This window comes from Cereibacter sp. Soil_C_27 (assembly GCF_057657095.1).
The window spans coordinates 117,031-137,010 of sequence record NZ_JBDGJD010000007.1; the positions used below are offsets into that span (position 1 = coordinate 117,031).

17 protein-coding genes and 1 pseudogene are annotated in these 19,980 nt (G+C 62.0%); 5 read left to right on the plus strand and 13 right to left on the minus strand.

Features of this window, described 5'->3' with window-relative positions; translation table 11 throughout:
* Positions 1-21: 21 nt before the first annotated feature.
* Positions 22-933, minus strand: coding sequence for a dihydrodipicolinate synthase family protein (locus AC3A5Z_RS21310; protein WP_487521282.1), 912 nt, complete (start codon positions 931-933; stop codon positions 22-24).
* Positions 934-1,333: 400 nt separating this feature from the next.
* On the opposite strand from AC3A5Z_RS21310, the gene AC3A5Z_RS21315 reads away from it, so the two are divergent.
* A complete protein-coding gene (locus AC3A5Z_RS21315) occupies positions 1,334-2,044 on the plus strand; it encodes a FadR/GntR family transcriptional regulator (protein ID WP_487521283.1) in 711 nt (236 codons plus the stop codon).
* 148 nt (positions 2,045-2,192) lie between these two features.
* Here AC3A5Z_RS21315 and AC3A5Z_RS21320 read toward each other — a convergent pair whose 3' ends face one another.
* From AC3A5Z_RS21320 to AC3A5Z_RS21345, 6 genes are read right to left on the minus strand one after another with little or no spacing between them, the layout of a single operon-like run.
* Positions 2,193-3,398: a four-carbon acid sugar kinase family protein gene (locus tag AC3A5Z_RS21320; protein WP_487521284.1), complete on the minus strand. Its 1,206-nt coding sequence runs from the start codon at positions 3,396-3,398 to the stop codon at positions 2,193-2,195.
* 5 nt (positions 3,399-3,403) lie between these two features.
* Positions 3,404-4,660 (minus strand): RuBisCO large subunit C-terminal-like domain-containing protein, encoded by a 1,257-nt coding sequence (locus tag AC3A5Z_RS21325; protein WP_487521285.1) that lies wholly within the window; start codon positions 4,658-4,660, stop codon positions 3,404-3,406.
* A gap of 2 nt (positions 4,661-4,662) precedes the next feature.
* Positions 4,663-5,202 (minus strand): VOC family protein, encoded by a 540-nt coding sequence (locus AC3A5Z_RS21330; RefSeq protein ID WP_487521286.1) that lies wholly within the window; start codon positions 5,200-5,202, stop codon positions 4,663-4,665.
* A gap of 4 nt (positions 5,203-5,206) precedes the next feature.
* Complete coding sequence (locus AC3A5Z_RS21335) at positions 5,207-6,484, minus strand: TRAP transporter large permease (RefSeq protein WP_487521287.1); 1,278 nt, start codon at positions 6,482-6,484, stop codon at positions 5,207-5,209.
* On the minus strand, positions 6,481-6,993 hold the full coding sequence (locus AC3A5Z_RS21340) for a TRAP transporter small permease (protein ID WP_487521288.1): 513 nt from the start codon (positions 6,991-6,993) through the stop codon (positions 6,481-6,483). The genes AC3A5Z_RS21335 and AC3A5Z_RS21340 overlap by 4 nt, the downstream gene beginning before the upstream one ends.
* A 2-nt stretch (positions 6,994-6,995) precedes the next feature.
* Positions 6,996-8,012 (minus strand): TRAP transporter substrate-binding protein, encoded by a 1,017-nt coding sequence (locus tag AC3A5Z_RS21345; protein WP_487521289.1) that lies wholly within the window; start codon positions 8,010-8,012, stop codon positions 6,996-6,998.
* A gap of 113 nt (positions 8,013-8,125) precedes the next feature.
* Here AC3A5Z_RS21345 and AC3A5Z_RS21350 point away from each other — a divergent pair, with 113 nt between their 5' ends.
* Positions 8,126-9,139 (plus strand): LacI family DNA-binding transcriptional regulator, encoded by a 1,014-nt coding sequence (locus AC3A5Z_RS21350; RefSeq protein ID WP_487521290.1) that lies wholly within the window; start codon positions 8,126-8,128, stop codon positions 9,137-9,139.
* 424 nt (positions 9,140-9,563) lie between these two features.
* Here the strand turns inward: AC3A5Z_RS21350 and AC3A5Z_RS21355 are convergent, their stop codons facing one another.
* From AC3A5Z_RS21355 to AC3A5Z_RS21370, 4 genes are all read right to left on the minus strand, one after another.
* Positions 9,564-9,740, minus strand: coding sequence for a CsbD family protein (locus AC3A5Z_RS21355; protein WP_487521291.1), 177 nt, complete (start codon positions 9,738-9,740; stop codon positions 9,564-9,566).
* Between the two features lie 207 nt (positions 9,741-9,947).
* Positions 9,948-10,949, minus strand: a complete 1,002-nt coding sequence (locus tag AC3A5Z_RS21360) for a sensor histidine kinase (protein ID WP_487521292.1) — start codon at positions 10,947-10,949, stop codon at positions 9,948-9,950.
* 103 nt (positions 10,950-11,052) lie between these two features.
* Positions 11,053-12,408, minus strand: coding sequence for a sensor histidine kinase (locus tag AC3A5Z_RS21365; RefSeq protein WP_487521293.1), 1,356 nt, complete (start codon positions 12,406-12,408; stop codon positions 11,053-11,055).
* Positions 12,409-13,119: 711 nt separating this feature from the next.
* Entirely contained in the window at positions 13,120-14,079 is a 960-nt protein-coding gene (locus tag AC3A5Z_RS21370; RefSeq protein WP_487521294.1) for an IS481 family transposase, read from the minus strand.
* A gap of 589 nt (positions 14,080-14,668) precedes the next feature.
* Here AC3A5Z_RS21370 and AC3A5Z_RS21375 point away from each other — a divergent pair.
* Positions 14,669-14,943: pseudogene (locus tag AC3A5Z_RS21375) on the plus strand (integrase core domain-containing protein); the annotation flags it as partial.
* Positions 14,944-15,248: 305 nt separating this feature from the next.
* Here the strand turns inward: AC3A5Z_RS21375 and oiaX are convergent.
* Together oiaX and AC3A5Z_RS21385 are read right to left on the minus strand one after the other, a co-directional pair.
* A complete protein-coding gene (gene oiaX / locus AC3A5Z_RS21380) occupies positions 15,249-16,493 on the minus strand; it encodes a 3-oxo-isoapionate-4-phosphate decarboxylase OiaX (protein ID WP_487521295.1) in 1,245 nt (414 codons plus the stop codon).
* 20 nt (positions 16,494-16,513) lie between these two features.
* On the minus strand, positions 16,514-17,884 hold the full coding sequence (locus AC3A5Z_RS21385; protein ID WP_487521296.1) for a four-carbon acid sugar kinase family protein: 1,371 nt from the start codon (positions 17,882-17,884) through the stop codon (positions 16,514-16,516).
* Between the two features lie 88 nt (positions 17,885-17,972).
* Between AC3A5Z_RS21385 and AC3A5Z_RS21390 the strand changes: the two genes are divergently transcribed.
* Positions 17,973-18,803, plus strand: coding sequence for a phosphogluconate dehydrogenase C-terminal domain-containing protein (locus AC3A5Z_RS21390; protein WP_487521297.1), 831 nt, complete (start codon positions 17,973-17,975; stop codon positions 18,801-18,803).
* A gap of 201 nt (positions 18,804-19,004) precedes the next feature.
* Positions 19,005-19,946 carry a substrate-binding domain-containing protein gene (locus AC3A5Z_RS21395; protein ID WP_487521298.1) on the plus strand — a complete coding sequence of 314 codons (942 nt, stop codon included), beginning with the start codon at positions 19,005-19,007 and terminating at the stop codon, positions 19,944-19,946.
* The last annotated feature ends 34 nt before the right edge of the window (positions 19,947-19,980 follow it).

The following is a 19,980-nucleotide window of genomic DNA, read 5'->3' on the forward strand; positions in this document are numbered from 1 at the left end:
CCCGATGCCGCAAGTCAGCGCTCAGGCGACCTTGTCGGTCGTCCAATCATGCAGGATTTGCTGCAGCCTCCGCCGGTCCGTCGGCGCAAGGGACATCAGCCCGGGCAGACGCACGGGGCCCACTGGCTTGCCCTGCAATTGCAGGGCCTCTTTAACGACCGTGACATTCGCTCCATTGCGGTGCTGCGTGCGCATCGTCTCGAATTCGGCGATGCTATCGATCACGCGGCGCGCCGACACGAAGTCGCCTGCCTCCAACGCACGCCAGACAGCCATCGATCGGGCTGGATCGACGTTGACAAGTCCCGATGTAAACCCGCGCCCGCCCAAGGCATAGAATGGGGCCGCCCAGCTTTCGGCGAGGCCGCAGATCCAGATTGCGTCGGTCCCCTTCGTCGCCCGTACGCAGTCAGCAAACATCATCGTGTTGGTGGAGGCAAATTTTACACCGGCAATATTCGGCGCGGTTGCAAGACGGACCATGTCATCGAGCGGAATGGTATCGGAGCGGATATAGGCCACAACAGGCAGCTCCACACTATCCGCGATTGCCAGAAAGTAATCGATCTGCGCATGGGGTGCGGCAAAGGGATCGAGAGGATGATGCACCATCAGCCCATCTGCTCCAGACGCTTTTGCTGCCTTTGCTGCGAGCTTCGCCTCGCGAACCGATCGACCGGCGGCAGCCGTGACTGCAGCCCGACCTGCGGTTGCCTCGATTGCGATACTCTGCAGACGGATGACTTCGTTGGCGGTCAGGCTGTAAAATTCGCCTGTATTGCCCCCGGAAACGACATTATGGATGCCCGCGATAGCGATACTCGCCACAATACGACCAGTTAAAGTCGGCTCAATTTCGCCGTCGACGTCATAGGCTGTAACATGCACGCCAGATATGCCGTGCAGCACCTTGCGGTATTCCGCAAAAGTCATGGTCATTCTCCCTTGCGAGCCGGTCAGGAAACCAAGTCGATATGCGCTTCTCCAGCATCGACGATGTGCCTGGGCATCATTGATTCCTCCGCAGCACTGTGCGGCAGTGAGGTTCTGTTCTTGCCTTTTTCGAAGCCCGAAAGGCGTCGCCGGTGTCGCGCTGCCCAAAGCCTAACCATTACCAAAAATGCCGTAGATATAGATGCGCGTGCGGCGAGGCGATTTTTGAGGACCCTCCAGTCTCAAACCTTAGTAGTCTCACCCAGTTGCACATGTCAATGGTCTTACTAACTTCGACATGATATTACCAATAATGCCTGCTTGGGCTCTTGTCTCCCGAGCTCGCGGATGCAATGAAAAGTCGAACTGGACGGGATCATCGGAGTAGAGAGTAGACGCCATGTCTGAACAGATCGACCGCGCCAAGACTTTAACCGGATCGCTAAGCGACCGCGTTTATGAGCAAATCTATGAAGCGATCAGCGCCGGCCGATGGCCTGTGGGTGCCAGATTGCCTACGGAGGTGGATCTCGCGGGGAGGTTCGGCGTGTCCCGCCCGGTTGTTCGTGAGGCCATGCTTCGGCTCCGGATTGATGGTCTGATTGAGAGCAGGCAGGGGGCTGGAACGCGCGTCATCAGTGCTCCCAGCCGTTCGGTGATTGAGTTTGCCGCGCCCGGCAGCATTGCTGACCTTCAAAGATGTTACGAGTTTCGAGTTGGTGTAGAAGGCGAATCTGCCTACCTTGCCGCCCAGCGGCAATCTCGCGCAAAGATTAATGAGATAGCAGTGATCGTCGAGATGATGGGCGCAGCATTAGAAAGTTCTGCAGACATCACTGCCGAGGATGATATTGATTTCCACGTTGCAGTCGCTAACGCCACTGAAAACAACTACTATTATTCTGCGGTCAAGGCAGCGGCGGCCGCGCTTCACGTTGGAACGAAGATCGCTCGGACTCTTGCTCATTCAAACAGGGGGCGCACTCCCATTGTTTACACTGAACACAAGCTGATTCTGGAGACGATAATGGCTGGCGATCCGGATGCGGCTCGCCTCGCCATGCGCGCTCACATTGAGGGGGCAAGAAAGCGTGTATTCGTCGGCACCTGAAACCTAAGGGGTCAGCCCCCCTGAAAATTGGCCCTCCCTGAGCTAGGCTTTCGAGCCTGTGGAAAATGCATATGGACGGTTCGTTAAGGCTGTCTTCGATCGACGAGATTAAGCGTACGGCCAGTCGTGAACGTCGTGGCCTCCGTCGTCACCCCCTGCGAATGACAGCGACCGCTTTCGCAAAGAAGTCCTGCCCTCCCATCTGTCCGCCTTTAAGCGCCATGGTAAGCCCGACGCCGCCGATCTGCGCCCGCAGGATCGGAACGCCTGCACAAAGGTCTCCCGCATAATCGAGCCAGGCTGGTGCCAACGCGTTGACAATAGCGCTGGACGTGTCGCCCCCTGCAACGAGCAGTCCGCCCAGCGGTGCGGCAGCTAGGACGCGGGCAACGAACGCAGCGCCTTTTTGGGCAAGGTCGGCCGGAGAGACGCCATCCGCGTGGTCCGCGGTCAGATAGACGATGCAGTCCTGCCCGCGCTCGAGCCGCTCCACAGCCCAAGCGAATGCTTGCTCGACTTCCAACCCGTCGCCCATCAGATCCGCAGGTGCCAAGGGCAGACGCGCCAGCCCATGGGCCGCGCCGACCTGAGCCATGGTCAACGACGATCTCGAGCCCGCAAAGGCGAACATCGCTCCTGTCGGCCTGGTTCGCGTTAGGGCGGCAGGCGGGCGCTGCGGCTGCGTTGCCAGCCAAGCCTCAGCGACAGAGGAGGCCCCCATCACGAGGAGGGACCGTTTGGCTGCACCCAGATCAATCCCAGCGGCAACGACATCCGCTTGGTCAAGAACATCATAGAAACGGGGAAATTCATGCCCGCGCTGCCCGCGTCTTAGGTGATGGAGCCCGTTCAGGCCGAGCGCCGCAAGGTGCTGGATTAAGTCGGCCTCATGCATCGGCGTGACCGGATGGACAGACATGACCGGGTGCCGGTCAATCCGGTGGATCGCGCCATCCGGGCCGCGGGCGAAGAGCGTTCCGAATACTGCGTACCGCCCCAGCGATGGCTGACCGCCCAGAACCGCCAAATCCGCACCGAGCGCGTCGGCAAGCCCCTGCGCCAGAAGCGCCACGTTGCCAACCTCCGGACCGCTGTCGAAGGTCGAGCAGATCTTCACATGCAGGAACTCCGGTGCCAGGGCCGTCAACCCTGCACCAAGCCGGGCGGCGAGCGCAGCCATGTCTGCCCGGCCAAGTGAGCGGGCATGAGTTGCAATTCCCCAAGCGTCCAACCCGTCCAGATCGTCCGGCGGAGGCAGATCGCGGAACAACCTTGTGCGCAGCCCGCCCCGTGCCAGTGTCGCCAGCGTATCGGAAGCACCGGTGAAATCATCCGCGACGAAGATGTAAGCCACCCGTATCAGCCCTTGCTGTCAAAGGTCGCCAGCGCCGCTGCCAACGCCGGTCGGGTACTTGCCGCCTGCACCAGCGGCACGCCCTCGCGCACCGCATCATGCGCCTGCCGCAAGCTCTCGAGCCCCGCGGCCGGGCCGCCGGGATGGGCCATTATGCCACCGCCGCAGAGGAACATCAGATCGTCAGAGCCGATCTGGCGCAGGGTGTGCGGCAGCGTCCCCGCCCATTGGCCGGAGGAGACGATCGGCATCACCCGGTCGTCGCCCGCAGCCAACGGCTGCAGGCAATGACGCGCGGCCTCCGTCACATCCTCGTCGAGGTCGGAGAATTTTCCGCCCATGCCATGCACATGCATGTGGTCGATGCCCGCCAGACGGTAGAGCGTCTGGTATGCCCGCACCCCCATCCCGAGCAGCGGATGTCGCCCCATGCCGCCAAAGCCGTTGCGGTGGCCATGGATCGCCAGCGGCGTGTGCCGCCGCAGTGTCTGCACCGCGGACAATCCGACCCAGTTCAGCGAAACCATGGCGCAGCTGCCACCCTCGGCGGCCAACAGGTCGGCGTGGCGCCGCATGGCGTCAGTCTCATCGGTGATGTTGAAGGCGACCATGACCAGTTTGCCGGTCCGGTCGCGGTGCCGCCGCAGCACCGGCATCACCGCGCGGATGCGGGCGTCGACCGGTGCGTGCGGATGGGTGCCCGCGATCTCGTCGTCCTTGATGAAATCCGCCCCTGCGGCGCAGAGTCGGTCGACCAGCGCCGCGATCTCGTCGGGCGAGAGGCCGATGTTGGGCTTGAGGATCGTGCCGAACAGGGGTCGTCCCTGCACGTCCACCGAGGCGCGGGTGCCGGCGACGCCCATCGCCGGTAGGTCGTAGCGCTCGCGATAGCCGGGCGTCACGTCCACGTCGATCAGCTTCAGCCCCGTCACCTCGCCCAGATCGTAGAGATTGCCCGCCACAACGGCGGCGAGCGTGGGAAGGTTCACCCCCACATTGTCCTCGGGGTAGTCGATAACAACCCGGTAGACGCCGCGGGGGCCGGAGAACCCCCTCCGCTCTGCCCAGGCCGAGCGCAGGGTCGGTCCTTCGGAGCGCCCGGTCTCTTCGCTCGAGACGACAACTGCACCGAACCGGGCGCGCAAGGCGTCGGTTTCGCCCTCCACCCGCATGAAGGTGCCGGCGCTTTGTTCGCCCGCCATCATCGCCGCCACCTCGGCGATGGGGCAAGGGGTCTCGACGATATAGGTTGCGCGGATCATCGTTAGATCTTCGACAGATCAGGGAAGGGACGGACGCCGTCCCTGCCGTTCCATCCTTCGGAGGCGGCGCGGATCATGTCGAACATCCGCCCCTTCGGGCCCTTCACCTCCGACAGTTCGATGCAGGTGCCCGGATGCGTCTCTCGGTCGAAATAGGCGAAGCGCCCGTTCTCGCCGACACAGCCCGACATCCTGACGCGGAACCCCTCGGCCTGCATGACCGCCAGATCGCGGTCATAGTCCTCGGTCCAGTAGGCGGTGTGCTGCAGACCCGAATGACCCGCGTCTGTGAACTCCTTGTAACAGGAGGGCACGTCGTTGCGGCACTGGATCAGCTCAACCTGAATGTAGCCGGCATTGGCCAGCGCGACTGAATTGTGCGGTTCATAGCGCTGGCCGTCGAAGGTGTATTCCTCAATCGGCACGCGGGGGTTGTAGAAGAAGGGGCCGACGCCCATCACCTCCGACCAGTGCCGCATCGCGCCCTCGATATCGGGGACGACGAAGCCAAGCTGGCGGATCGGGCCAAGAAAGCGGCTCATCAGATTACTCCATAAGATAGGTGGGCAGCCAGGCGGTGAGGCCCGGGAAGACGGTGATCAGCGCAAGCGCCAGGAACAGCGGGACGAAGAACGGTGCCACACCGCGGACGACCTCGGCAAAGGGCATCTTCACGGTGATCGACATCATGTAGAGGCTCATGCCGACGGGGGGCGTCAGCAAGCCGATCATAAGGTTCAGCACCATGACGACGCCGATCTGCTCGGGTGGCGCTCCGGCGGCGATCAATGCGGGAGTGACAATGGGGGCGATGATGAGGATGGCGGCGATGGATTCGAGAAACATCCCCGCCACAAGCAGCACCGCGTTTAGGATCAGGAGCAGCACCAGCGGGTTGTCGGAGATGCCGAGCAGCCATTCGCTAGCCTTCATCGGCACCTGATCCATTGTCAGCACCCAAGCGAAGATCGCCGCCGCCGCCACCACGAAGAGGATGTTGGCCGTCGACAGCACCGTCTCGCGCGCCGAGGCGATCAAGGTGCGAAGCGTGAGCGTGCGATAGATAAAGAAGCCGATGAGGATGGCATAGGCCACCGTGATGCCCGCCGCCTCGGTGGGGCCGAAGTAGCCCGACAGCAGCCCGCCGATGAGCAGCACCGGCGTGAGGAGCGCGGGAAGCGAGATCAGCGACAGGCGCGCAAACGCAGGCAAGCTGGGAGAGACATCATCGCGTGGCAAGTTCTGCCGCCGGGCGATCAGGGCAATATAACCCATCAGCATGGCAGCAAGGATAAGGGCGGGCACGATACCCGCAAGCAGCAGCTTCACCGGTGAGACCTCGGCGGCGGCGGCAAAGATGATCAGCGGGATCGATGGCGGAAAGATCGGACCGATGGTGGCCGACGCGATGGTCAGCCCGGCAGCGAAGCGGCGGGTATAGCCCTGCTTCTCCATCTCGCGCACCTGCATGCCGCCGAGCGCGCCGATGTCGGCGAGCGCCGCGCCGGACATGCCGGCGAAGACAAGCGAGAGCAGCACGTTCACGTGCGCCATGCCGCCCCGGACCCGCCCAACGATCATCCGCACGAGATCGAACATGTAGGTCGTGACCCCGGTAACGCTCAACAGCGATGCGGCCATGATAAACATCGGCACGGCCAGCAGCGGCGAGCTGTCGACGGAGTTCACGGCGCGCTGCAGCAGCACGGTCGTCGGCAGGTCGTGGACGAGGATGGCAATGGCCGAGGAAAGGCCGAGGGCCACGGCAATGGGCGCACCGATCACCAGAAGGACGGCGAAAGCCAGAAGAAGGGTTAGGGTCACGACTTGCCCTTTCCGGCACGCAGGATGGCCGTAGTGCGCCAAAGGGAGATGACTGCGAGGATGGCAAAGCAGATCATCACCGGTCCGAACAGCCAGATGTTCTGCATCCCGAGCGCGGGCGTCTTGAACTTCCACGCGCGCTGCAGATACAGGCAGCCACCCCAGATGGTCAGGGCCGAGAAGGCCAGCACGGAAAGCTCGGCAAGGACACTGCAGATGGTGCGGGGCAGGCGCGGCATCAGGTTGGTGAAGACATCGACGGCCACATGCTGCCCTTGCAGCGCGAGAAGCGGTGCAGTGAAATAAACCGCAAAGACCCCGGCAAACCGCGACAGTTCCTCGGCCCAAGGAAGGCCGATGTTCCAGATGTTGCGCGCGGCGACCTGCGCCACGATCAGAACAACGATCAGCAGCATCAGGAAGGTGGCGACCGCGAACAGTCCCCGCGTCAGCAGATCCAGCGCCCGCGGTGGGGCGGGCGCTGTCGGTGGTTGGAACGCATCGGTCATGGTTAGGCGGTGGCCGCAATTTTGGCGTAGAGCTCGCCCCACTGCGCATCGAACTCCTGCGAGACGCGTGCCTTCACGCTGTCGCGGAAGGCCGCCATGTCCAGCCCGGCGGCCTCGTCCACCACGACCATGCCATGGCCGCGCAGGGCCCCGAGATCGGTCGCCTCGGCCGCCAGCATCTCTTCCGAGGCGCGGGCCCGGGTCTCGACCGCGGCAGCCGAGACGGCTTCCTTGTGTGCGTCGGACAGGCCGTTCCAGACATCGTCGTTCATCATCACGACCTGCGCCGCCATGATGTGCTGGGTTAGCATCACGTGGCTTTGCACCTCGTAGAGCTTGGCCGTGACCAGCACGTTCATCGGATTTTCCTGCCCGTTCACGACGCCCGTCGCCAGCGCTGTCGGCACCTCGGCCCAGTCTACCGGCACCGGAACGGCACCCAGACCTTCAACAGTCGCCATGTAGATCGGGAAGGGAATCGAGCGGATCTTCACCCCAGCCAGATCGGCGGGCGTCTTCACCTCGCGGTCCGCCGTGAGGTTCCGCGTGCCGAAGTAGAAGGCATAAAGCGCGCGGGTGCCCGACGCCTCGATCAGTCCCTGGTTCAGTTCTTCCATCACCGGGCTCTTGGCATCCATCACCTGCATCAAGTGCTCGATGTCGCGATAAAGATATGGCGTGTCGAAAGCTGCAAAGGGCTCGTAAAGCGAGCCGATGGCCCCCGCGGTGTTGTGCGAGAAGGCGATCGAACCTGTCGAGACTGCCTCCGCCAGTTCCTGCAGCTTGCCGAGCTGCGAGTTCGGGAAGATCTGGATGCTGATCTCGCCGCCGGTCTTTTCCGCAACTGCGGCGGCGAACCACTCGGCCTGTGCTCCGGCGATGGAATTGGGCGTGTGCATGTGCCCGTAACGCAGCGTGGTCGCGGCGCTGACTCCCTTGCCGAGGAAAGGGGTTGCCAGAAGGGCAGCGCCACCGGCGGCCAGCAGGCCACGGCGCGAAAGGCCGGTCGATCTCATCATGGTCTCCTCCCATTTGCCTTGATCAGAGCGGGCCTCCCTGCCCGCGTCATTGACCGGAACTCTAGAGAGTGACCATATGAGGTCAATCATGGCTTCTTGATGGGTTTTGATGGATGACGACCGAGCGTCCCGGTATTCGCGAGATCGCCCGCTTGGCGGGGGTGTCGGAAGCCACAGTCGACCGCGTGCTGCATGGCCGTCCCAATGTCCGCCCTGCGACTGCCGACCGAGTACTGCGGGCGACCGCCGAATATCGCTATCTGCCCGAGGCGGAGCTTGCCCGGCTTGCGCGGCCCGACCGGCAGCGCCTGACGGTGGTGTTGCCCAGCAGCGCTAATCCGTTTCTGCAGGCATTGAACCGCGATCTGCGTCTTTGGGCCCAAGTGCGGGACAGGGGCGTGCGGATCCACAGCTATCTGACCGACGCGATGGACCCGGGGCAGATGGCGCGCAGCCTGCGGCGGCTGGGAAGCAAATCCGACGCGATCGCCTTCTTCGGGGTCGACCATCCCGATGTGCGCGACGAGGTCGACGCTCTGGTGGAGCAGGGCAAGCTGGTGTTGACGCTGATCAGCGACATTACCGGCTCGCGCCGACGCGGCTATATCGGGATAGACAATCTGGCGGCGGGGCGCACCGCCGCCTTCCTTCTGGCGAGCACCGCCCCCGCCGGGGGTGGCAAGCTGGCGGTCATCGCGGCGACGCGGCACTTTCGCGCCCATGTTGAACGGGAACTGGGTTTCCAGGAACTGATCCAGCGCGATCATCCGCAACTGACCTTTGCGGGCACCATCGAGGGTCAGGACGATCCGATGATCAACATGAAGTTGACGTTGGCGCTTCTGGAGAATTACCCGGATCTTTGCGGGATCTACAACGTCGGGGGTTCGTCCGATGGGATCGGCATGGCCTTACGCCGGACTGGTCGCGCCGGAAAGGTGCGCCTGGTAGGCCATGGTTACGGTCCGGACACCCGGCGGATGCTACAGGAGGGTGTCATGATGGCCGTGCTCACCCAGAGGACCCAGACCCTGCTTGAAGCGATGCTCGATCAGGTAATTGCCCAATCTGCACCACCGGCATTGCCGATGCAGATCATATTTCCGACAAACTTGCCCGTAGACTAGCAGCTCTGAATAGGCGCACCTGGTATCGTTCCTCGCCGCAGGGCCAGAGGGAAGCCTTTCGCCGAGGCAGCCGTGTCCGGGTGATCTGCGGTTCTGCTGTTAGCCAAGAGTACGCTTCGGCCGGGATCAGCTTGCCTCGCGAGACACATCTCGAGGAAGCTGAACAGATGGCGAGGGAACTGAGATCGCGGATGAGCGACCCATCGGATAGAGACGGAATGGACGCTCTTCTGCCGATGATGCGAGAGCAGCTCCGCGAGAGGTTGAACAAGTAACTGCGCCAGGTCCGGGGCCGATCCCTCGCGGACAGCGATGCAGTCGCACCAAGGGCCGGGTCGCGCCAAACGGCGCGGTAGATCTGCGGTCATTCGGAAATGAAAAAGCCCGGACGAGTGTCCGGGCTTCTTCTAAATGGATGGGCGTCTTACTTGCCTTTCAGCGCGTCCTTGACGTCACCAAAGGCCTTCTGGGCTTTGCCTTCGACCTGGTCAGCCTTGCCCTCGCCTTGAAGTTTGGAGTCGCCAGTGAGCTTGCCAGCCGCTTCCTTGACCTTCCCGCTGAGATCCTTCGAACCGCCTTCAACGTGATCTTTGTTAGCCATGATGGTCTCCTTTTTGCAGAGAGAGTAACACGCGGGTATCCAAGGTGGTTCCAATGCACAGTGCTGCAGGCCGGTCGCTGATGTAAAAACTTCAAGCATGTCCAACGCGTTGTCGTCTGCTGAGCTGGGCAACGACAGGGTCCTGAAGCCCAGCAGGTGGAGGCTTCCAGGTGGCACTTAGGCTCGCACTAGCCGTGCCGACCAGGTTCAGTCGGAGAGCGTTCCGACTTTGACGACGATCGTGACGATCAGGCCCTGCTTGTCCCAATCGTAGTCGACGGTGCCTCCAAACTGTCCGCCGATGGTCTGCAGGATGAGCTGGGTGCCGTAGCCCCTCTTTTTCGCGTTGGCTTGCAGGGCTGGACCTCCCTGTTCAGTCCAGACAATTCTGACCAAATCCCCAGTAAGATATCCAGAAACGTCGAGCAGGCCAAATTGAGATGAAAGAGCTCCATACTTGAGCGCGTTGGTCGCGAGTTCATGTACGACCAGAGCCAATCCGGCAGCCGCTCTTTCGCCGACGGCAACGCGCGGCACGGCAACACGGATGCGCCCTGAGAAGGCTCCCTTATCGTCATAAGGAGCAAGAAGTACCGTCAACAGGTCGCCCAAGAGCGCGGCTTCGTTCTTCCCACTTAGCGTGGGGCGTACCAAAGCGTGCGCCCTTCCGAGCGCCGTGAGCCTTGTTGTCAACTGCCCTGCCATGTCCTCGACGGACTTCGAAGAACGGGAGGTGATCTGAGTGAGGCCAGTAGCGATCGCGAGCAAGTTTTGAACGCGGTGGCCCATTTCTCCCGCGAGAAGTTCGCTGCTTTCCTGCGCTTGCTTGCGCCCCGTCACATCGAGGAAAATGCCCATCATCTGGCGACCACGAATTCCCTCGTCGTTGCCGCGGCCTCGCGCAGAGATCCAGCGAACGTCGCCATTCACCAGCGTGCGAAAATCAATCTCGTAGGGACCAAGAACAGCGCGTGTGGAATTGAAAGCTGCCCAAACGCGGTCCTTGTCAGCAGGATGTATTCTCTCCGAAAGCTGGCTGAAGCTCAGGAAGTCTCCCTTCTCAAGATGCCACATTTCGTAACCTGTGTCATCCATCGCAAATTCGTTGGTATCTACATGCCAGGACCAAAGCGCAACGCCCGCAGCATCGATTGCGCGCTGCAGTTCATCCGGTCCCCACTTGATCTTGTCAACAGTTTTGGTCTGCAAGTCATTCCGCCTTTCCCAGTGCCGAGGTCGGCATCGTTCTTGTGCGCAATCAGCAGATTGCCCTTCTGTCACTTGCGACAGATCGTGCGAGTTAACGGTTTTTTCAGTCCCAGGTTCCGCCTGATTCAGATCCCACGTCGAAGCCGGCATCCTTAGCCGCCGCCCGCGAAAGTGGGATTAAAATGTCGTATTTCAAGGCATGGGCATACAAATGAGTTTTGACGGTGCCCTCGGCAGAAGCAATTGTTTGTTCCACAAGAGAAATTCCAAACCCAGACTGTTCGAGGGAGGGAGCACTTTGGAGGTTGGTTTCCGTCCATTCAAGGTGGAGGTCTTGGCTGTCGCCGAGGATCTCCCATTGAATGGTGAGGAGACCATCTTCGCGGCTGAGACTTCCATGGCGCCGCGCGTTGCTCGCCAACTCATGCAGGATGAGCCCAAGCTGCCCGGATGCCTTAGGAGCGACCAATAGATAGGGTCCATCGATAGAAACGCGAGGGTCCCCCTGGTCGTTTGGCAAGACTTCTGCGTGGATGAGACTTCTCAGATCGCTGCCGACCAGCTCACCCCGCACGAGCAGATCATGCACGCGGGCCAACGACTGAACGCGTCCAGTGAAGCTTTCCGCGAAAGCGGTAGGGTCTGTGGTTTGTCTTGCTGATTGTTTGGCCAACGCCAAGACGGTCGCTAACGTGTTCTTAACCCGGTGATTCAGTTCATCGAACAAGCGCCGCTGTAGTCGTTCAGATTTCTTACGCTGCGTTATGTCGCGAGCTATCTTCGAGGCCCCGATAATTACTTGGGCCCGATCTTTTAATGGAGATATAGTCACTGACAACTCGACACGACGTCCGCTCTTGCTGATCCGTTCCGTATCGAAATGCTCTACTTTCTCCCCCCGGCTAAGCTTCTGAACAATACTTGTTTCTTCAGACATGAGCTCGGGTGGGATGATCCGCGATATTGACTGCCCAATCATTTCTTCTGCCTCATATCCGAGAATACGAGTTGCAGCAGCGTTCCAAGATGTAATTGTGCCGTCTAGTTTTTTAGCAATTATTACATCTTCAGAGGACGACACGATTGCGGCCAAGCGCTCTTTTTCTATGTCATAGTCTGGAGGATTGGCAATTTGCATTAAAAGGGTTTCGGTGTGATCAACGTCGCTTCCAAGGCGCCGAAGCTTCGTCGCAGCATGAACCCTTGTCCTTGAACCATCGGGACGCTCCATGATCACATCTGCTTCGCCGAACTCCTCGCCGGCGTTCAACAAGAGTGCCACCAGCGACTGGTCTCTTGGAAGATCATTACCCAGCACGTCCATCAGGCGCCACGCCCCGCACCACCGGACCGAGCCGATCACCGGGCGCTGCCCCCAAAGGGCGGAAGCTCTTTCGTTGTGCGAAGTGATGTAGCCATCTCTGTCTGTGCAGTAGGCCGCTACGGGAAGGTCGAACATTCTAACATCCTGATCTCTCAAGGTTTCGGACCAGGTAAATGATCTTCGAAGATCATCATGCTGACGAACAGGAACCGATTGTAACCTGCCCGGTCAGTCGGAAAATGCCCGTTGGTCCCGCAACAAACTTGGAGAGCCAGAAGTTCCCGTGCATGACGCCCGAAAGGTGCGGCTAGGGAGCAGTGTGGCTTTTTATAGAAATGGTGCGCGCGACGGACTGGTCAATATAGCCTTTGGCAGTATATATTCGTGTCATTTGCAAAAATCAAATCCGTACGGTAGGGTGACGGAATTATCAAATTCTTGCAACGAGTTGTAAGGGTCGCTAAGTTGACTGATTTTGATAGGTGGAGGCGTCAACTTCTATGGATACCTCTTATGACGTAACCGCCCCTGTATCGCCGATCGCACCATGGATTGGAGGAAAGCGCAATCTCGCCGTCGAAGCGGTGCTATCTGCGCCACGCTGATTTTCTGGGACAGCAGACGTGCCAGGACTTGGCGCTCGCTAGGATCAGATGGGGCTCCATGCGGGATCTCCTCAACCCACAACAGCCGGAGAATACGGGGCTGTCGCGATTCAGGGTAGGATCCGCCCGCCTACCAACCTGTTGTCACCAGGTTAGATGATCGTTGGATGCAAAAAGTAGAAATGTCGGGTGGTGGTCTTCAGGTGCCGAGCAGCCCCGGCCCCTCTCCGCAAGCAGGGCCTTAGGTGTTCAGTCCCGGCATCTGGTGGATCGGGTCGAGGATGAATCGATCCGGCTCTGATGTCCAGATTTTGCAGATGTATTCGTAGGGTGTGAGGCCACCGAGGGTCTTGAGCCTGCGAGCGAAGTTGTAGGCGGCCAAGAAGTCGGCGAGATGTGTTCGGAGCTGATCGTGGCTGTCGTAATGGAACCGTTTTACCGTCGCATCCTTGATGGTGCGGTTCATCCGCTCGACCTGGCCGTTGGTCCATGGGTGGTGGGGTTTGGTCAACCGGTGCTTGATGCCGTTCGCCTCGCAGATCATGTCGAAGCGCATCGGCCGGGAGTAGATGGTGTTCCGGTTCCGGGGCTGCTCTGCGAACTGGATGCCGTTATCGGTAAGAATCGTGTGGACTTGGTAGGGCACGGCTTCGAGCATGTGCTGTAGGAACTCCCAGGCTGTCTTTCTGTCAGCCGTTGCAACGAGTTGAGCGACGGCAAACTTGGCCGTTCGGTCAATGCCCACAAAGAGATAGAGCTTGCCTTCAGCCGTCTGCACCCCGGCAATGTCGATGTGGAAGAACCCGATGGCGTAGCGCTTGAACTTCTGGCGCTTGGGCTTGTCACCCTCGGTATCCGGCAGGCGCGAGATGCCGTGACGCTGCAGGCAGCGATGCAGCGCTGACCGTGTCAGGTGCGGGATCGAGGGCTGGAGAGCATAGAGGCAGTCATCCAGCGGCAAGAGCGTGCGCTTTCGGAAGGCGACGACTGCAGCTTCCTCTTCCTCGGTCAGAACCGTGGATCGCGGTTCCGTCGGCCCCGTCTTTAGGTCCTCGACTGTCGCGCGCTTGCGCCACTTCGCCACCGTCTTCGGGTTGATGCCGAGTTGCCGGCTCAACTGCGCGAGCGAAGCCTGCGATCGCTGTATTGCTGCTCTGACAGCGTGCGTGGTCGTGGCGCTCCCGTGACGAACCTGTCCCATAATGCTTCCTTCCATTCCTGAAAAAGGATCGCACCATCAAACCATGGGATCAAACACCTAGGAACGGGGCTGGCGACGGTGAGGTTTGTCCTGGCGCAGGGCGCTACTCCGAAGTGACAAGTCCGACCGACAGTAGTTGGTCGATGAGGGCGCCAACCGGCGATGGCTTGTCTTCCACAGCCTGCGCCGCAGCTTCTGCAGCTCGGCGCTCTGCGCTTGTCGAGCATGCCTTGGGCCCTGGGCTCCTCAATCCTGTCGGCTCACAGCGCGTCCGCTGCTTGCCCGTGCGCGAGATCTTCGGCGGTGCCACCTCCAAGCTTATGGCGACCACATGGCGACCACATGGCGACCACATGGCGACGATCCCACTTTGTGCCTACGATCGCAAGACCTGTAATGTAAATTATGTAATGCGGCATTGAGGGTCAGCGTTGGTGGGACGGCAACGGCGTCGAGTGGCGCCAAGACCTGTCATGCACTAAGTTTGAAACCGGGCCACCCCATAAGTGCAGACCAGCAGCACGTCGATCAGGCGCCGATAATTATCGTTTGCATTCAGCACGGTCAGCCGATGGAGGCCCGATGCGCCTTCATCGAGCCCGGCAGTCTCTGGGAGAGCTTCAACTCGAAGCTCCGCGACAAACTGTTGAAGGAAGAGATCTTTTACAGCCTGGCCGAAGCCCGGATCGTGATCGTGATCGTGATCGTGATCGAATCCTGATGCAAGCATTACGACACAAGGCGCCCGCGTTCATCGCTAGGCTACCGTCCTCCGGCACCACGGGCGGTGCAGGGGCCGGATTCGCCACCCGCACCCGCTGCGCCGGCCACCTCAATAGTGCGCCAAGACATGTCATGCACTGACATTGGAACCGGACCACCCCAAGGGGGCAGGCCACATCCCTACGATCGCCCGTTCGGCTTGGGCGACGGCTGGCGCCGCGGAGATGATAAACAGAGCGGCGGCAAGGGACAATCTCAGAAGGCTCATGTGTTGCCTCGATGCTGGAATCGTCTCTCGCATCACGAAAGTGACTGACGACTTCGGCTCTAGCAAACCATAAAACTGCAGTCGTCAGGCATAATGCACGGCGCAAGCGTTTGAAGGCTCGGAAACAAATCGATACGCTGATCCCCCTTTGGAGAGCGGCTCGCGCGTCATGATCTAGTCACGCCCACTTGCGCACGGAAGCAGCAAAGTCCGCGTCATCGGCCATGGCTTCATTTAGCGTCAACCCAGCTTCCGCAGCCCGCCAGGCATGGCGGATCGCCCGCACCCCGGCGGCCGGGCCGTTCGGGTGGCCGTGGATGCCGCCGCCGCCCAGATACATGAGATCGAGTGTCTTGCCAGTGCGTGCATAGGTCTCGAATGCCTGCCCGCCCCACTGGCCAGAACAGACTACAGGAAGCGGCCGGTCGGCATCGGAGAAGATCGGGGTGCGCACATCCTCGAAGGAGCGCACGAAGCTCTCGTCCGGCTCCCAGTATTTCGCGCGGATGCCGTTAATTTGGAACTGGTCCACGCCGAGCAGGCGCCAGATCTTCTGGTAGGCCCGGAACTCCATGCCGAGGCCGGGATGGCGGGTGAGGATGTCCCACCCGTTGCGGTGGGCATGAAGGCAAAGCTGCGAACGGCGGCGCAGGAAGGACATGCCGCCGTAACCGATGGAGTTGATGTTGATGACGGCGGCGTTGCCGCCCCTTGCCACGACATGATCGTGGGCGTGCATCATCCGGTCGGGATCGGCGGAGGATATGCCGAAGGCATACATCACCCGCTTGCCGGTGCGGTCGGCGTGGCGCTCGATCACCGGCATGATCGCATCAACGCGAGCCTCCAGCGGCGAGTAGGCCGGGCTCATAAGCTTCTCGTCGTCCTTGATGAAATCGACACCGGCCTCGCAGAGCATGGCAACGACGCTGGCAGTATCCTCCGGCGAGAGGCCGAGCGAGGGCTTGATGATCGAGGCGATCATCGGCCCCTGCGGCACGCCCATCAGCCGGCGCGAGCCGTCGATCCCGAACTGTGGGCCGGGATGGCAGGACCATGCGGCGGGCAGTTCGATGTCCATCACGCGGATGCCGCTGAGACCGCGGACGGCGAAGACGCCGCCGATGGCAGTGGTCATCAGCGCGGCGATGTCGGTGCCTATGGAGTCGAGCGGATAGGCGATTGTGACATCGGTGCGACGAACCGGGCCGATGAATCCCGGCAAGGAGGGCGTGTCGAGCGGGTCGAGCGGCATAACCGCCTCTACCCGAGCGGCGTAGCGCGCCTTGAGCGAGGCGGTCTCGCCCGGCAGTTCGGTGAAGGTGCCGGTGGATTGGTCGGCGGCGATCTTGGCGGCGAGCGCGTCGATGTCGCCGGAGGTTTCCAGCCGGTAGGTGACGCGGATGCTGTCGTGGTGGGTCATAGGGATTGCCTCTGTCTTGCTCAGCGGGCGCCGCCGCCGTCGCGGATCCAGCCGAAATAATCTTCCGAGCCCATCTGCCCGCCCTTCAGCGCGATCTCCAGCCCGTCATGCGGGCCGTCGCCATGCGCTTCACACAGGGCGGCGCCGGGGACGGTGGGGGCCTTGGCCACCAGCGCGGAGAGGCCGAGCTGGCGCATGGCGTGGCCGGAGGTGTCACCGCCCGAGATCACCGCACGGCGCAGGCCGGTGGCGCGGAGCGTGGCATCGAGGATGCGACCCAGCGCCTCGCCGATGCGACGGTTGGCGGTGGCGGGGTCGGTGCTGGTTGCGGCCAACGCGCGGCGGAAGGCGGCGACCTCGGGGCCGTCATGGCCGGCCGCGGAATGGACCAGCGGGCTGAGGCCGGACTCGGCGGCGACGATGGCGGCACGGGTGAGGCGGTCTTCCTCGGCGGCGAGGTCCGCCTCGCTGCCGCAGACGGTGCGGGCGTCGAAGGCGAGCGTGGCAAAGCCGTTGCGAGCGGCCCAGCCTATCTGCTGCGCCGTGACTGGCGAGACCGAGCCAGAGATCGCGGCGATGCGCCCTGCCCTGCCGGCCGATCCCGGAGGATCGTTGCGGGGAAGGAGGCCCGTCTCCTGCCAGTGGCGGACCAGCGCGTATTCGACGCCCTGACTGCCAACGACGAAGCCGAGCCGGTCGAGGTTCCGCCAGATTAGCCCGCCGGCCGCCGCCTCGCTGGCAGCGTCCATGCTGTCGAGCGACAGGATGCGGGCGCCCGTGCCGAGCGCGCGGTCGAGCGCTGCCTGCGAATCGCCTGCCAGCGCTTCGAGGTTGATCAGGGCGGAAGGCAGATCGGTCTGCGCGGCGAGATGGGCGAGCAGATCGGCTTCCGCCATCGGCGTGACCGGGTGATGCGCCATGACCGGGTGGCGGTCGAGCCGGAACACCCCACCAGGCGTTCCGGCGAAGAGGTGGCCGAACGCCTGATACCGGCGCATCTGCGGCGCGGCCGTCAGCAGCGGCACGGCGGCGGCAGGGCGCAGGCCGAGGCCGATCCCGATCGCGGCGCCGATGGAGCCGGAGACGGGCGAGGAATCGAAGGTGGAGCAGACTTTGTAATGTAGGACCGCCGGCTTCAGCGCTTCGAGCCAAGCGAGCAGCGGCGGCAGGGCTTCGGCCATGCCGGCAGGCGACAGGGTGCGGGCGGTGGAGGCAATGCCGACGGCGCGGCACCCTGCGAAACGCCGGGCCAGCGCTTCGGAGGGGATGTCAGTAAAAAGGACGGATGGCAGGCCCGCGAACTGCAGCACCTCCATCACCGCCGCGGATCCGGTGAAATCGTCTCCGAGCCAAGCGACCAGCGGCGCGTCGGAGGTGTCAGGATCTGGCATTGAAGCTCCGGGGTCGCTTGACATATCAGTCCTATTATCATCTCATCATACCAGTTAAGCAAGGATTCGATTGCTGGGAGGCGCGGTGATGACAAGGATTGCTCTGTTCGGGGCGGGCGGAAAGATGGGGGTCCGGCTGGCAACCAACCTCGCCAAGACAGATTTCGACGTGGCGCATGTCGAGGTCAGCGAGGCCGGACAGGCCCGGCTGAAAGACGAGACCGGGATCGTCTGCGTCGGCGCCGATGAGGCGCTGGCCGGGGCCGAGGTGGTGATCCTCGCGGTGCCGGATACGGTGATCCGCAAGGTCGCGGCGCAGGTGGTGCCGACCGTGGCGCCGGGCACGATGATCGTCGTGCTGGATGCCGCTGCGCCTTTTGCCGGGCATCTGCCGGAACGGGCGGATGTAACCTATTTTGTGACCCACCCCTGCCACCCGCCGATATTTAATGACGAGACGACGCCCGAGGGACGGCGCGACCATTTCGGCGGTGTCGCTGCCAAGCAGGGGATCGTCAACGCGCTGATGCAGGGCCCGCGCGAGCATTACGAGGTTGGCGAACGGGTTGCCAAGGCCATCTACGCACCTGTGGCGCGCAGTTACGAGGTGACGGTGAAGCAAATGGCGATGCTGGAGCCGGGGCTGTCGGAAACAGTCTGCGCCTCTCTCCTGTCGGTGATGCGGGAGGCGCTGGACGAGTGCGTGGCGCGAAGCGGCGTCAGCCACGAATGCGCCCGCGACTTCCTCCTGGGGCACATGAACATCCTCGGCGCGGTGATGTTCGAGGAGCGGCAGGGGGCGTTCTCGGACGCCTGCAACAAGGCGATCGAGTTCGGCAAGCCGGTGCTGATGCGCGACGACTGGAAACGGGTGTTCGACTGGGACGAGATCACCGCCAGCATCGAACGCATCACCTGACGGCAGGTTTGGGCGATGTGCGCCGGACCGGAGATCTTCCGGCCCGGTGCTTTTTGTGTGTTTTCAAGTCGTTGAAGCAGTAGCAAAATTTCTTAATCAGCATGTCATCATACCTGTTGACAGGTTCTCGATTCGCTTGCAGCTTTGGCCGCGTCAGAGAGGAAACGGGCGGCATGCCCGCCTGACCACAGGGAGGACATCATGAAACTGACACGCCGGCTGATGATTTCAGCCATGGGCCTTGCCATGGCTACCGCCATGCCGACCTTTGCGTCTGCGGAGGGGCTGATCGCCATCATCACCCCCAGCCACGATAACCCATTCTTCAAGGCCGAGGCAGTGGGTGCCGAGGCGCGGGCGAAGGAGCTGGGCTACGAGACCGTTGTGATGGTGCATGACGACGACCCGAACAAGCAGTCGGAGCTGTTCAACACCGCCATCGCCCGCGGCGCCAAGGCGATCATCCTCGACAACGCCGGGGCCGATGCCACCGTGGCCGCGGTGCAAGCCGCCAAGGATGCGGGCATCCCGTCGTTCCTGATCGACCGCGAGATCAAGGAATCCGGAATCGCCGTGAGCCAGATCGTGTCGAACAACTACCAAGGCGCACAGCTCGGCGCCGAGGAGTTCGTGAAGCTGATGGGCGAGAGCGGCAAGTATGCCGAGCTTCTGGGCCGCGAAGCCGACACCAATGCCGGCATCCGGTCCTCGGGCTATCACGACATCATCGACCAGTATCCCGATCTGGAGATGGTCGCACAGCAGACCGCCAACTGGTCGCAGACCGAGGCCTACGAGCGGATGGAGACGATCCTTCAAGCACATCCCGACATCAAGGGCGTGATCTCGGGCAACGACACGATGGCGATGGGTGCCTGGGCGGCGCTGGAAGCGGCGGGGCGGACCGATGTGATTGTGGTCGGGTTCGACGGGTCGAACGATGTGCGCGACTCGATCAAGGCGGGCGGCATCAAGGCGACCGTGCTGCAACCGGCCTACCGTCAGGCGCAGCTTGCCGTCGAACAGGCCGACGAGTTCCTGCGCACCGGCAAGACCGGACAGGACGAGAAGCAGCTGATGGATTGCGTGCTCATCAACGCCGAGAACGCGGACAAGCTGGAGACCTTCGCTCTGGCCGAGTGATCCCGGCGTGGCATGGCCCGGCCCTGTGCCGGGC

What these genes read in the sequence shown, in the direction of transcription:
- AC3A5Z_RS21325 (WP_487521285.1), bottom strand. Translation starts at nt 4,660, where the DNA reads ATGATCCGCGCAACCTATATCGTCGAGACCCCTTGCCCCATCGCCGAG.
- AC3A5Z_RS21365 (WP_487521293.1), bottom strand. Translation starts at nt 12,408, where the DNA reads ATGTTCGACCTTCCCGTAGCGGCCTACTGCACAGACAGAGATGGCTAC.
- AC3A5Z_RS21340 (WP_487521288.1), bottom strand. Translation starts at nt 6,993, where the DNA reads ATGACCGATGCGTTCCAACCACCGACAGCGCCCGCCCCACCGCGGGCG.
- AC3A5Z_RS21350 (WP_487521290.1), top strand. Translation starts at nt 8,126, where the DNA reads ATGACGACCGAGCGTCCCGGTATTCGCGAGATCGCCCGCTTGGCGGGG.
- AC3A5Z_RS21395 (WP_487521298.1), top strand. Translation starts at nt 19,005, where the DNA reads ATGAAACTGACACGCCGGCTGATGATTTCAGCCATGGGCCTTGCCATG.
- AC3A5Z_RS21330 (WP_487521286.1), bottom strand. Translation starts at nt 5,202, where the DNA reads ATGAGCCGCTTTCTTGGCCCGATCCGCCAGCTTGGCTTCGTCGTCCCC.
- AC3A5Z_RS21310 (WP_487521282.1), bottom strand. Translation starts at nt 933, where the DNA reads ATGACTTTTGCGGAATACCGCAAGGTGCTGCACGGCATATCTGGCGTG.
- AC3A5Z_RS21390 (WP_487521297.1), top strand. Translation starts at nt 17,973, where the DNA reads ATGACAAGGATTGCTCTGTTCGGGGCGGGCGGAAAGATGGGGGTCCGG.
- AC3A5Z_RS21385 (WP_487521296.1), bottom strand. Translation starts at nt 17,884, where the DNA reads ATGCCAGATCCTGACACCTCCGACGCGCCGCTGGTCGCTTGGCTCGGA.
- oiaX (WP_487521295.1), bottom strand. Translation starts at nt 16,493, where the DNA reads ATGACCCACCACGACAGCATCCGCGTCACCTACCGGCTGGAAACCTCC.
- AC3A5Z_RS21370 (WP_487521294.1), bottom strand. Translation starts at nt 14,079, where the DNA reads ATGGGACAGGTTCGTCACGGGAGCGCCACGACCACGCACGCTGTCAGA.
- AC3A5Z_RS21345 (WP_487521289.1), bottom strand. Translation starts at nt 8,012, where the DNA reads ATGATGAGATCGACCGGCCTTTCGCGCCGTGGCCTGCTGGCCGCCGGT.
- AC3A5Z_RS21315 (WP_487521283.1), top strand. Translation starts at nt 1,334, where the DNA reads ATGTCTGAACAGATCGACCGCGCCAAGACTTTAACCGGATCGCTAAGC.
- AC3A5Z_RS21355 (WP_487521291.1), bottom strand. Translation starts at nt 9,740, where the DNA reads ATGGCTAACAAAGATCACGTTGAAGGCGGTTCGAAGGATCTCAGCGGG.